The 12,511-nt window shown below is 72.5% G+C and carries 11 protein-coding genes and 1 pseudogene; 7 read left to right on the top strand and 5 right to left on the bottom strand.

The window, feature by feature from the left end:
* Positions 1-58 precede the first annotated feature (58 nt).
* The 6 genes from ACLIN4_RS08435 (at position 59) to ACLIN4_RS08460 (ending at position 6,170) form a co-directional block, all read left to right on the top strand.
* Complete coding sequence (locus ACLIN4_RS08435) at positions 59-868, top strand: NAD-dependent epimerase/dehydratase family protein (protein ID WP_100047717.1); 810 nt, start codon at positions 59-61, stop codon at positions 866-868.
* 271 nt (positions 869-1,139) lie between these two features.
* Positions 1,140-1,910, top strand: coding sequence for a DeoR/GlpR family DNA-binding transcription regulator (locus ACLIN4_RS08440; RefSeq protein WP_307652994.1), 771 nt, complete (start codon positions 1,140-1,142; stop codon positions 1,908-1,910).
* Between the two features lie 78 nt (positions 1,911-1,988).
* Positions 1,989-3,359, top strand: coding sequence for an ABC transporter substrate-binding protein (locus ACLIN4_RS08445; protein WP_100047716.1), 1,371 nt, complete (start codon positions 1,989-1,991; stop codon positions 3,357-3,359).
* Positions 3,356-4,300 (top strand): carbohydrate ABC transporter permease, encoded by a 945-nt coding sequence (locus tag ACLIN4_RS08450; RefSeq protein ID WP_100047715.1) that lies wholly within the window; start codon positions 3,356-3,358, stop codon positions 4,298-4,300. Before ACLIN4_RS08445 ends, ACLIN4_RS08450 begins: the two co-directional genes overlap by 4 nt.
* Entirely contained in the window at positions 4,297-5,181 is an 885-nt protein-coding gene (locus ACLIN4_RS08455; RefSeq protein WP_100047714.1) for a carbohydrate ABC transporter permease, read from the top strand. The genes ACLIN4_RS08450 and ACLIN4_RS08455 overlap by 4 nt, the downstream gene beginning before the upstream one ends.
* The gene (locus ACLIN4_RS08460; protein WP_411575633.1) at positions 5,178-6,170 is read left to right on the top strand and encodes a zinc-dependent alcohol dehydrogenase family protein; all 993 of its coding nucleotides are present in this window, start codon (positions 5,178-5,180) and stop codon (positions 6,168-6,170) included. The genes ACLIN4_RS08455 and ACLIN4_RS08460 overlap by 4 nt, the downstream gene beginning before the upstream one ends.
* A gap of 50 nt (positions 6,171-6,220) precedes the next feature.
* Here the strand turns inward: ACLIN4_RS08460 and ACLIN4_RS08465 are convergent, their stop codons facing one another.
* The 5 genes and pseudogenes from ACLIN4_RS08465 to ACLIN4_RS08485 all read right to left on the bottom strand — a co-directional run bounded on the left by ACLIN4_RS08465 (position 6,221) and on the right by ACLIN4_RS08485 (position 10,813).
* The gene (locus tag ACLIN4_RS08465) at positions 6,221-8,113 is read right to left on the bottom strand and encodes an ABC transporter ATP-binding protein (RefSeq protein WP_382023363.1); all 1,893 of its coding nucleotides are present in this window, start codon (positions 8,111-8,113) and stop codon (positions 6,221-6,223) included.
* A pseudogene (locus ACLIN4_RS08470) lies at positions 8,110-8,543 on the bottom strand (lasso peptide biosynthesis B2 protein). The gene ACLIN4_RS08465 and the pseudogene ACLIN4_RS08470 overlap by 4 nt, the downstream one beginning before the upstream one ends.
* On the bottom strand, positions 8,540-8,794 hold the full coding sequence (locus ACLIN4_RS08475) for a lasso peptide biosynthesis PqqD family chaperone (RefSeq protein WP_100049739.1): 255 nt from the start codon (positions 8,792-8,794) through the stop codon (positions 8,540-8,542). The pseudogene ACLIN4_RS08470 and the gene ACLIN4_RS08475 overlap by 4 nt, the downstream one beginning before the upstream one ends.
* A 28-nt stretch (positions 8,795-8,822) precedes the next feature.
* Entirely contained in the window at positions 8,823-10,679 is a 1,857-nt protein-coding gene (locus tag ACLIN4_RS08480; protein WP_107480475.1) for a lasso peptide isopeptide bond-forming cyclase, read from the bottom strand.
* 23 nt (positions 10,680-10,702) lie between these two features.
* Positions 10,703-10,813 carry a keywimysin-related RiPP gene (locus ACLIN4_RS08485; protein ID WP_107063896.1) on the bottom strand — a complete coding sequence of 37 codons (111 nt, stop codon included), beginning with the start codon at positions 10,811-10,813 and terminating at the stop codon, positions 10,703-10,705.
* 436 nt (positions 10,814-11,249) lie between these two features.
* On the opposite strand from ACLIN4_RS08485, the gene ACLIN4_RS08490 reads away from it, so the two are divergent.
* A complete protein-coding gene (locus tag ACLIN4_RS08490) occupies positions 11,250-12,476 on the top strand; it encodes a TerD family protein (RefSeq protein ID WP_289909860.1) in 1,227 nt (408 codons plus the stop codon).
* Positions 12,477-12,511: the final 35 nt, after the last annotated feature.

Genomic DNA, 12,511 nt, shown 5'->3' on the forward strand with positions numbered 1-12,511 from the left:
CGCCCATGCGTACGGCTGCCGGTTCAGGAGACCAACAGGAGACCTAGGAGTCCCGAGGATGCCCGCTCCCCGCACCGTCCTGCTCACCGGCGCCGCCGGCGGCCTCGGCACCCTGATGCGGGAGCTGCTTCCCGCGCACGGCTACACGCTGCGCCTGCTCGACCTGCGCCCGATCGAGGGCGAGCCGGACGCGATCGTCGCCGACCTCGCCGACCGGGCGGCCGTGCGCGAGGCCGTACGGGGCGTCGACGCGATCATCCACCTCGCGGGCATCTCCCTGGAAGCCCCCTTCGAGAAGATCCTCAAGGCCAACATCGAGGGCACCTACAACGTCTACGAGGCCGCCCGCGAGGAGGGCATCCGGCGCATCGTCTTCGCCTCCTCCAACCACGCCGTCGGCTACACCCCGCGCCCCCGGGGCGACGACCCGCTCATCCCGATCGACACCCCGCGCCGCCCGGACACCTTCTACGGCCTGTCCAAGTCCTTCGGCGAGGACCTCGCCCAGCTCTACTGGGACAAGCACGGCATCGAGACCGTCTCCGTCCGCATCGGCTCCTGCTTCCCCGAGCCGACCAGCGTGCGCATGCTCTCGGTGTGGATGAGCCCCGCCGACGGCGCCCGCCTCCTCGACGCCGCCCTGACCGCCGAGAACGTCGGGCACACCGTCGTGCACGGCTCGTCCGCCAACACACGCCTGTGGTGGGACCTCACCTCCGCGCGTGCGCTCGGCTACGAACCGCAGGACGACTCCGAGCCGTACGCCGCCAAGCTGATCGCCGAACAGGGCGAACTCGACCCGGACAACCCGGCGCACGCCTGCCTGGGCGGCCACTTCGTGACCGACCCCCCGATCTGGCCGTACTGACCGGAACCGGTCGGCCGACGGGGCGGGCGGGCACCGAACGGGCCCGCCCGCCTCGGCATGCGGGCATCCGCGCTGCCCGTTCCCACCCCCCGGATCACTGCCTGCCAGGTCCGAGACGGGCACCCGGCGAGCCGAACGGGCACAATCGGGCAACATCGGCTCCACAACAGACCTGGTCAGTGCCGCACGGCCGCTGTACAACTTCCCCCATGGGTCCCACGGGCCCGAACGGGCAAGGACGCACGACGAGGCGGTGAGGCAGGTGTTCGGCATGGCCACGAGGACGGCGGAGGAACGTCAGCGGGAGATCGTGCGGATCGCCCGCGACACCGGCTCCGTCGACGTCACCGCGCTCGCCGCCGACCTGGGCGTCGCCAAGGAGACCGTGCGCCGGGACCTGCGCGCCCTGGAGGACCACGGCCTGGTCCGCCGCACCCACGGCGGCGCCTACCCCGTGGAGAGCGCCGGGTTCGAGACGACGCTCGCCTTCCGCGCCACCAGTCACGTGCCCGAGAAGCGCCGGATCGCCGCGGCGGCGGCCGAACTGCTAGGCGACGCCGAGACGGTCTTCGTCGACGAGGGCTTCACCCCCCAGCTCATCGCCGAGGCACTGCCCCGGGACCGGCCGCTGACCGTGGTCACCGCGTCCCTGCCGGTCGCCGGCGCGCTCGCCGAGGCCGGTGACACCTCCGTCCTGCTGCTCGGCGGCCGGGTCCGCTCGGGCACGCTCGCCACCGTCGACCACTGGACGACGAAGATGCTGGCCGGCTTCGTCATCGACCTGGCGTACATCGGCGCCAACGGCATCTCCCGCGAACACGGCCTCACCACCCCCGACCCGGCCGTCAGCGAGGTCAAGGCCCAGGCCATCCGCGCCGCCCGCCGCACCGTCTTCGCGGGCACGCACACCAAGTTCGGGGCGGTCAGCTTCTGCCGGTTCGCGGAGGTCGGCGCCCTTGAGGCGATCGTCACCAGCACGCTGCTCCCCACGGCCGAGGCCCACCGCTACTCACTGCTCGGCCCGCAGGTCATCCGCGTCTGACCCACCGACTCACGTCCCCGGAGGGCACCTCCACACCCTCCGATGCCCCATACCTCCCCATATGTTCAGGAGCGATCCATGCGAACCCAGAGCCGACGGAGGCCGCGAGCCACGCTCGCCATGGCCGCCGCAGGGACGCTGCTCGCCCCGCTGCTCTCCGGCTGCTGGGTCGGGGCGGGCGGGGCCGGCTCCGGCGGCGACGCCATCAACGTCCTGATGGTCAACAACCCGCAGATGGTCGAGCTGCAGAAGCTCACGGCGGACCACTTCACCAAGGACACCGGCATCAAGGTGAACTTCACCGTCCTGCCGGAGAACGACGTCCGCGACAAGATCAGTCAGGACTTCGCCAACCAGGCCGGGCAGTACGACGTCGCCACCCTCTCCAACTACGAGATACCGATCTACGCCCGCAACGACTGGCTGCACGAGATGAACTCCTACGTCGCGAAGGACCCGGCGTACGACCAGCAGGACATCCTGAAGCCGATGCGCGAGTCCCTCACCGGCGACGACGGCAAGCTCTACGGCCAGCCCTTCTACGGCGAGTCGTCCTTCCTGATGTACCGCAAGGACATCTTCGAGAAGGAGGGCCTGACCATGCCCGAGCACCCCACCTGGACCCAGGTGGCGGAGTTCGCCGCCGAACTCGACGGCGCCGAGCCGGACATGAAGGGCATCTGCCTGCGCGGCCTGCCCGGCTGGGGCGAGCTGATGGCGCCCCTGACGACGGTCGTGAACACCTTCGGCGGCACCTGGTTCGACGAGGACTGGAACGCCCGGCTCGACTCCCCCGAGTGGGAGAAGGCGACGAAGTTCTATGTCGACCTCGTCCGCGAGCACGGCCAGTCCGGCGCCGCCCAGTCCGGCTTCGCCGAGTGCCTGAACAACATGACCCAGGGCAACGTCGCCATGTGGTACGACGCCACCTCCGCGGCCGGCTCCCTGGAGTCCGCGAACTCCCCCGTCAAGGGCAAGATGGGCTACGCGCCCGCCCCCGTGGAGAAGACCGACTCCGCCGGCTGGCTCTACACCTGGGCCTGGGGCATCCAGAAGGCCTCCCGCAACGCCGACAAGGCGTGGAAGTTCGTCTCCTGGGCGTCCAGCAAGGAGTACGAGCAGCTGGTCGGCGACGAGGTCGGCTGGTCCGACGTCCCGGCCGGCAAGCGCGCCTCGACGTACGAGAACCCGGACTACGTCAAGGAGGCCGCCGCCTTCCAGGAGATGACCCGGGAGGCCATCGAGGGCGCCAAGCCGAACGACCCCGGCGTGCAGCCGCGCCCGGCGCCCGGCATCCAGTTCGTCGGCATCCCCGAGTTCACCGACCTCGGCACCAAGGTCTCCCAGGAGATCAGCGCGGCCGTCGCCGGACGCCAGTCCGTCGAACAGGCCCTGAAGAAGTCCCAGCAGCTCGCCGAGCAGATCTCCGAGGAGTACGAGGGACGATGACCGCCACCGCAACGGCCCCCTCGGCCGCACCCGACCGCGTACCCGCCCCCGTCCGCCGGCCGTCCCCCCGGCTGAGGGCATGGGCCACCCGGGCCCCGCTCCTCCCCGCCCTGATCTTCATGATCGCGGTCACCCAACTGCCCTTCGTGGCGACCTTGGTGATCTCCTTCTTCGACTGGAACTCCCTCTACCCCGACGCCCGTTCCTTCGCCGGCTTCGGCAACTACGGCGACGTCCTGTCCGACCCGGCCCTGCGCAAGTCGGTGTGGACGACGATCCTGCTGACGGTGGCGGTGGTCCTGGCCAGTCTGGTCCTGGGCCTGGCCCTCGCCCTGCTGCTGGACCGGAAGTTCAAGGGCCGGGGCGTGGTCCGCACCCTGCTGATCGCCCCGTTCCTGGTGGTCCCGGTCGCGGCGGCCCTGCTCTGGAAGCACGTCCTCTACAACCCGGAGTACGGCCTGTTCAACGGCCTGCTGCACTACGTCGGCGGCCCGCAACCGGACTGGATCTCGAACACCCCGCTGCTCGCGGTCGAGGCGGCGCTGGTGTGGCAGTGGACGCCGTTCATGATGTTGATCCTGCTGGCCGGACTGCAGAGCCGGGACCAGCAGCAGATCGAGGCCGCCCGGGTGGACGGCGCGAGCGACTGGCAGATCTTCGTCCACCTGACCCTGCCCCACCTGCGCCGCTACCTCGAACTCGGCGCCCTGCTCGGCTCGATCTACATCGTGCAGAACTTCGACGCGGTCTTCACGATCACGTCCGGCGGCCTGGGCACGGCCAACCTGCCCTACACCGTCTACCAGAGCTTCTACCAGGCCCACGAGAACGGCCTCGCCTCGGCCGCGGGCGTCCTGGTCGTCATCGGCTCGATCATCATCGCCACCTTCGCCCTGCGCGTGGTGTCGTCCCTGTTCCGCGAGGAGGTCGGCCGCGCATGAGCGCCACCGCCGTACGACCCGCCACCACCGGCACCACCGGTGACAAGCCCGTGCGAGTCCGCCGCAAGGCGGGCGCCGGACTGGGCCTGGTGGCCTGGCTGGCCGGGATCGTCTTCTTCCTGCCCATCGCCTGGATGGCCCTGACCTCCTTCCACTCGGAGGAGGACGCCGCCACCAACCCGCCGTCCTTCGCGGCCTCCCTCACCCTGGACGGCTACCGCGAGTTCTTCGGCGCGGACGGCGGCGCGAGCCCCTGGCCGGCGCTGATCAACTCGGCGGTCGCGTCGGTCGCCTCGACCCTCTTCGTCCTGGTGCTGGCCCTGCCCGCCGCGTACGCCCTCTCCATCCGCCCGGTGAAGAAGTGGACGGACGTCCTGTTCTTCTTCCTCTCCACCAAGATGCTGCCGGTGGTGGCGGGCCTGCTGCCGATCTACCTGTTCGCCAAGAACACGGACATGCTGGACAACATCTGGCTGCTCGTCATCCTCTACACCTCGATGAACCTGCCGATCGCGGTCTGGATGATGCAGTCCTTCCTGGCCGAGGTGCCGGTCGCGATCATCGAGGCCGCCCGGGTGGACGGCGCGAAGCTGCCGACGATCCTGACCCGCGTGGTCGCCCCGATCGCCCTGCCCGGCATCGCCGCCACCTCCCTGATCTGCTTCATCTTCAGCTGGAACGAACTGCTCTTCGCCCGGGTGCTGACGGGCGTGGTCGCCGAGACCGCCCCCGTCTTCCTGACCGGCTTCATCACCAGCCAGGGCCTCTTCCTGGCCAAGGTGTGCGCCGCGTCGCTCGTCATCTCCCTGCCGGTGCTCGCCGCGGGGTTCGCCGCCCAGGACAAACTGGTCCAGGGCCTGTCGTTGGGAGCCGTGAAATGAAGGCCGCCGTCATCGAGTCCGTGGGCCGCGCCGTCGTCACCGAGGTCCCGGACCCGACGCCAGGGCCGCGCGAGGTCGTCGTCGAGGTCGCCGCCTGCGGCCTGTGCGGTACCGACCTGCACATCCTCCAGGGCGAGTTCGCGCCCAAGCTCCCGATCGTGCCGGGCCACGAGTTCGCCGGCGAGGTGGTCGGCGTCGGAGCCCAGGTCACCGAGGTGGCGGTCGGCGACCAGGTCGCCGTCGACCCGTCCCTCTACTGCTACGAGTGCCGCTACTGCCGCACCGGACACAACAACCTCTGCGAACGCTGGGCCGCCATCGGCGTCACCACGGCGGGCGGCGCGGCGCGGTACGCCGTGGCGCCGGTCGCGAACTGCGTGAAGCTCCCGGAGCACGTCCGCACCCAGGACGCGGCCCTCATCGAGCCCCTGTCCTGCGCCGTCCGCGGCTACGACGTCCTCCAGTCCCGCCTCGGCGCCCACGTCCTGATCTACGGCTCCGGCACCATGGGCCTGATGATGCTGGAGCTGGCCAAGCGCACCGGCGCCGCCAGCGTGGACGTGGTGGACCTCAACCCGGCCCGCCTGGAGACCGCCCGCGGCCTCGGCGTCTCGGCCTCGGCCGCGACACCCGACGAGCTGGACCGCCCCCAGGGCTGGGACCTCGTCATCGACGCGACCGGCAACGCGGCGGCCATCCAGGACGGACTGGACCGCGTCGCCAAGGCCGGTACGTTCCTCCAGTTCGGGGTGGCCGACTACGCGACCCGGGTGCAGATCGACCCCTACCGCATCTACAACCAGGAGATCACCATCACCGGTTCGATGGCGGTCCTGCACAGCTACGAGCGCGCGGCGGAGCTGTTCGCGAACGGCGTCCTGGACCCGGGCGTCTTCATCAGCGACCGCATCCCGCTGGACCGCTACCCCGAGGCGCTGGAGCAGTTCGCCTCGGGTGTCGGCAGGAAGATCGTCGTCACGCCCTCCTAGCCGTCACGCTCTCCTAGCCGTCACGCCCGCCTGGCGGACGGCGGGCCGGCTCAGCACTCGCCGTCGTCCGGGGCCGGGTCACCGTTCAGGACGTGGGCGGTGGCCAGTTCCCGGTAGGCCGGGCTGGTGGCGAGGAGTTCGTCGTGCCGGCCGCAGGCCACCGTGCGGCCGTCCTCGAGGACGACGATCCGGTCGGCGTGCCGCACGGTGGCGAGGCGGTGCGCGATGACGAGCACCGCGCAGTCCCGGCTGACGGCGCTCAGTGTCCGGATCAGCGCCGCCTCGTTGACTGCGTCGAGGTGCGAGGTGTGCTCGTCGAGGAGGAGCAGCCGCGGACGGGCGAGCAGGGCCCGGGCCAGGGCTACGCGCTGGCGTTCCCCGGCGGACAGGGTGCCGCCGCGGTCGCCCAGTCTGCCGTCCAGGCCCCCCGGCAGCCGCCGCACCACGTGGTCCAGCCGGGTCAGGCGTACGACGCGGAGGATCTCGTCGTCGGGGGCTCCGGGGGACGCGTAGGTGATGTTCTCCCGCAGCGTGCCCTCCAGGACGTGTGTGTTCTGGTCCACGAGGGCGATGCCCGCGCGGCACTCCCGGCGGCTCAGCTCAGCGGTCGGGCGGCCCTCGAACCGGATGGTCCCGGCGTCGGGTTCGTACAGGCGCGCGACCAGGGCGAAGAGCGTGCTCTTGCCGGCTCCGGAACGGCCGACGAGTGCCACCAGTCCGCGCCGCGGCACGGTGAGGTTCGCCCCGCGCAGCACCGCCCGGTCCGGGACGTAGCCGAAGCGGACGTCGGTCAGCTCCAGCGCGGGGGCCGGGGAGCGCGGGGCGGCCGGCGGTGTGCCGGCGGCCGTGCGGCCGGACTGCGCCGGGGGTTCCTGGGGCTGCGGGGCTTCCGGCGGTTCCTGGGGAAGGGCCAGAGCTTCGTCGATCCTCAGACAGGCGCCCGTGCCGCGCTGGATCAGGCCGATGGCGCGGAACACCGAGGACAGCGGCATGACCAGGTACGACGCGTACAGCAGGAAGGCGACCAGATCGCCGAGGGAGTCGGCGCCCCCGCTGCCGACCCGCATGCCGCCGACGACCAGGACGAGCAGGAAGGAACCCTGGACCGCGAGTTCGACGGCGCTGCTCATGACCGCGGCCAGCTTCGCCGCCCGCACGCCCGACCGGTAGGCCGAGTCCACCCGTTCGCCGATGCGGCGCGCCTCGCGTTCCTCGGCCCGGTACACCCGGACCACCGGCAGGGCGCCGAGGGCGCGTTCCAGTTCGGCGGCGACGGCGCCCACGGAGGCCTGCATGTGCTGCGACGCCACCCGCATGCCCTTCAGGAGCGTGGTGACGACGGCCGCGGCGAGGGCGACCGTCGCCACGACGAGGAGCAGCAGCAAGGGGTCCAGCCACAGCATCAGCAGCAGCGCCCCGGCCGAGACGAGGCAGCCGGTGAGCAGGTCGACCAGTGCCTGGGACACGACGTCCCGCAGCAGGGTCGTGTCGGCGGTGACCCGGGAGACCAGGTCGCCGCCGCGACGCCGGTCCGCCTCGCGCATCTCCAGCCGCAGCAGCCGCGAGACGAGCCCGTGACGCACCACGCGGATCACGCCCTCGCCCATGCGGTCCAGCAGGAACCGGCCCGTCGCTCCCGCGGCGGCCTCCGCGGCGAAGAGTCCGCACAGCAGCAGCAGGAGCGGCCACAGCAGCTCACCGTGGGCGCTGGAGTCCACGACGTGCTTGGCGACGAGCGGCTGGGCGAGTCCGAGCGCCGACGCGACCAGGGTCAGGGCGGTCGCCACCGTGATGCTGCGCCGGTGGCCGGACGTCAGGCGGAACAGGGAGGCGACCGAGCCCCGCGCCGTCCGGCCCCCCGCAGGCGCCGCGCGGGGGGCCGGTCCGCGGTCGCCGGGTCCGGTGCCGGGTGGGGCGTCGTCCGCGACGGCCGTTTCGCTCACGTCCGCGTCCGCCGCGCCGGGGCCACCGTCACCAGCCGCGCGAAGTAGTCGTCCGGGGCGCCTTCCCCCACCGGACGGCCGTCGGCCTCGATCCAGGCGTGGGCGGAGAACGGCGGTACCTTGCGCACCCCCGTGCACCACGTGGGCCAGGTCCCGTGGAGGCGGCAGAGCAGGGCTGCCCCCAGCGAGCGCGGCAGGCAGCCGCGCGGCCCGGCGCAGCGCAGGCTCACCGCGCAGAGCGCGTCCCGGGCCGCCGCGGCCTGTGCGGCGGTGGCGGGCCGCGCACCGCGGCGCACCCGCTCCAGTACGGCGCGGATGCGCCGGGGGGCAGGAAGGACAGGGCCAGCGCGGGGACGAGGACGAGACGGGCGGCCAGTCGCCGGGCGAGGGGGACTCCGGTGGGCCGGTCCAGGGCACTGGGCGTGGTCATGAGGCCAGCCCGGCGGCCCGGAGGTCGCGCAGCAGCGCCCTCACGTCCTGCTCGGCGCGGTCCCGGTCGATCTCGAACCGCGCGACCAGCGCCGCGACGGCGGCCGCCTCGTCCCCGCCGTCCATGAGGGTGCGCACCACCAGCTCACCCGTGGGGTTGAGTTCCCAGTACTCACCGGTGCGTTGGTCGAGGAGCACGGTTCCGTACTGGGTCTGCGCGGTGGAGACGTCGGTGTCGAATCGGAGCGTCATGGGAGCGGCGCCTTTCTGCTGTCTCGCGTCATCCGACGGTGGATCCGGGGAGTGGGGCGCGGTCGCGGGAGCGCAGCCACACCTCGCACGCGATGGTCGAGTAGAGGATCGCGTCGCGCAGGCCCGGCGCGGAGGGCCGCTGCGCGAGCCGGCGCAGTTCCCCGCCGTCCACCAGGCCGAGGTCCTCCAGCCGGGAGCCGGTCCACAGGGCCAGCAGGTCTCCCCGGTGGCGGCGCAGCCCGTCGGACGCGTCCATCGACGCCTCGGCCTTGTTGGCCCGCCGCAGGCACTCCTTGGGGACGACTCCGCGCATCGCCTCGGTGAGCAGCGGTTTGTACCGCCACGGCGTGACGCGTTCGTCGGGCCGCACCGCGAGGCACGCCTCGATGACGCGGTCGTCCAGGTACGGCGACGCCATCGGGAGTCCCGCCCGGGCCGCCATCCGCTCCCACTGCCGGACGATGCGCGTGCAGGTGCGGATCAGCTCCAGGTCGGTGTGCAGGCCGCGGTCCGGGTGCAGTGGCTCGGCCCGGGCGGCGGAGTCCAGCAGGGCCCGGCGGGCCGGCCGTTCCGTTTCGGCGGTCATCCAGGGGAACAGGCGGGGGGACATCCCCCAGCCGAGGCTGCCGGTCACCGAGGACTCCGGCATCGGATCGCGCAGGTGCCGGACGGAGTCCGCCAGCCAGCGCGGGTAGGCGCGGGAGTCGGCGAGGGCGCTCGCCGTGCCGCCGAGGGGCCAGTTCCACAGGGCCCTGAAACCCCGCAACTGGCGCAGTGCGAACAGCGGGCGGGTCCGCAGCAGTCGGTGGTAGTACGCCTCCGAGCACCAGGCGACGTGGTCGCCGCCGATGCCGGTGAGGTGCACCCGGCTGCCGCGCTCGGCGAGCCACGGCAGGTGTTGCAGGACGCGTGAGCGGTCCATCACGCCGATGGTCGGCTCGTCTAGCAGGTCGTCGATGCCGAGCAGGTCCGAGTAGACCAGGGCCGAGGCGTCCGCGTCCCAGACGACGTGATCGACCTCGGGGAGGTGCTCCGCCGCCTTTGCGGCCCAGGCCAGGTCGGTGTCCGCGGGGTCCCGTCCGGGCCAGGTCGCCGCCACCACGGACGCGGTGGAGCGGGCGGCCAGGAAGCAGACGGAGGTGGAGTCCAGTCCGCCGGACAGGTCGCAGCTGACCACGCCGCCCGCCCGGGTCCGGACGTCGACGGCCTCGGCCAGTGCCTCGCGGACGGCCGGGGCGCCCTGCGCGAGGGTACGGGTGGGCTCCGGGGGCCGCCACCAGCGTGCGGTGCTGACCTTCTGTCCGTCCGCGGAGACGAGCAGGGCGTCCTCCGGGGAGACCGCGTCCACTCCCCGCCAGACGGAGGTCTCGTACAGGGGATGCGGCACCGGCCACAGGAGCCGGACCGCCAGCCGGCCGGTGTCCGGGCTGCTCCCCAGGGCCTCGGCGAGCAGGTCCGCGCTCGTCGCGGCGACGTGGACGCCGCCGATCCGCGCGTGGAAGACCAGGCGCAGCCCGGAGGCGGTGCCCTGCACCCGGAGCCGTCCGCGGTGGGTGGCCACCAGGTGGAAGCTGCCGGGCAGGGAGCGGGCCAGGGTGTCGAGTTCGGTGAGGTCGCGCAGGCGTGCGGCCCGGCGTTCGAGCCGCTGCTCGTCGGCCGGGCACCAGCCGAGGACGGCGAGGGCCGTGGTGCCCGCCCGAGCCGTGGTGATCTCCGTGCCGGACCACCGGCCGACGAGCCAGGGCCGGCCCGAGGCGTGGGGCAGGACGCGGGTTCCGGGGCGGCGGAAGAAGCGGGCCGCGACGGCCGCCTCCTCGCAGTCGGGGAGGACCGCGAAGTGGGCGTCGCCGCGACCCGGTTCCGCACTCTCGTGCATGTCGGACATCTAGTCGCGCTACGTGCCGGCCGTCAGTTCTTGCTGAGGATCAGTCGGTCGTTGCCGTTGCGCTGCAGCAGCCCGGTCTTCTCGCGGAACGACCCGAGCCGGACGAGCGTCGGAGCCTCGTACGCCTTCTTCATGCCATCACCTCGATGTGAGCGGTGCCGTCGGCCATCCGTGCGGCCGTCGGCGGGGACACCAGATAGCGGGGCGGCACGCGGCACAGGCAAGACACCGGGGATAAGTCGTATCACCAGACCCCGAACGGCTTGTTCCGGACGGCACGCGCCCCCGTCGGTGGCCCCCGCCGGAACCGAGGGGGGCGGCGTGGGGAGGCGAACGGACGGCACACGCCCTCTGACCTGCCCGGCACGGCCGGCGCACCGGGGAGGCGGGCCACCAGGACCCGGCACACGGGGTAGGGGGGCGCCGACCGGCGCACAGCGCACCGGGAACGCAACCGCCGGGACCGGACCCGTGCCGCGGTGCGCGTGTGCCGACCGCACCGCCGACCCGATTGGCCCCCGGGTAAGGGAACGGTAAAACGCCCTCGCTCGTTCACCCGGCATGACAGCTATGACCCCCGGCTCGAACATCCCCCTCTCCGCCGCCCGCGTGACGGTGGACGTCGCCGCGCCCGTGCGGCTCGACGTATCGGGCCTGCTGCTCACCGCCGACGGCAAGGTGCGCTCCGACGACGACTTCATCTTCTACAACCAGCCCACCGGCCAGGGCGTGACCTACCGCTCCGGCGGCGGCACCGCCCCGGACGCGATCGTGGTCGACACGGCCGCCGTCCCGCCGGGCATCGAGAAGATCGTCGTCACCGCCAGCCCGGACGCGGCTGGGCAGACCTTCCAGGGCATCGAACCCACCGCCACCATCCGCAACGCGGACGACAACTCCGTCCTCGCCACCTTCACCCCGCCGCAGCTGGGCACCGAGACCGCCCTGGTGATCGTGGAGGTCTACCTGCGCAACGGCGCCTGGAAGGCCCGCGCGGTCGGCCAGGGCTATGCGAACGGCCTGGCCGGCATCGCCACCGACTTCGGCGTCACGGTGGAGGAGCCGGCCGCCCCGGCCCAGCCCGCCGCCCCCGCCCAGTCCGCACCCCCGGCGCGGTCGCAGGCGGCCACTCCCCCGCCCCCGCCCGCCGCAGCGCCGACTATGCCCGCCGCTCCCCCCGCGGCGCCGGCCGCCCCGCCGGCCCCCGCCCCGGGCGCCGGGAAGATCAACCTCGACAAGGGCCGGGTCAGCCTCCAGAAGAACCAGACCGTCTCCCTCGTCAAGGGCGGCCGTCCGGTGCTGTCGCAGGTCAAGATGGGTCTCGGCTGGGAGCCCGCGTACCGCGGCAAGGACATCGACCTGGACGCGTCGGTCATCGCCTACGGCCCGCAGCGCAACCACATCGACAGCTGCTACTTCGGCAAGCTGTCCATCGTCGGCGGCGCGATCAAGCACTCCGGGGACAACCTCACCGGTGAGGGCGGCGGCGACGACGAGGTGATCACCGTGGACCTCGGCCGGCTCCCCCAGGAGGTCAGCGGACTGGTCTTCACGGTCAACTCGTTCTCCGGGCAGAAGTTCACGGAGGTCGCCAAGGCGTATTGCCGCCTCATCGACGCCGCGTCCGGTGAGGAGCTGGTCCGCTTCGACCTCACCAGCGCCGAGCCGCAGACCGGCGTGATGATGGCGAAGCTGATCCGCCAGTTCTCCGGCGAGTGGGAGATGACCGCCATGGGCGAGTTCGTCAAGTCCCGCACGGTGCGGGGCATGGTGAAGCCGGCGGCGAAGGCGCTGTAGGCAACGGGCCCGGTGGGGCGCTCCCGGCAGAGGGT

The organism is Streptomyces mutabilis, assembly GCF_046628145.1.
In the GTDB taxonomy this organism is placed as follows: domain Bacteria; phylum Actinomycetota; class Actinomycetes; order Streptomycetales; family Streptomycetaceae; genus Streptomyces; species Streptomyces mutabilis.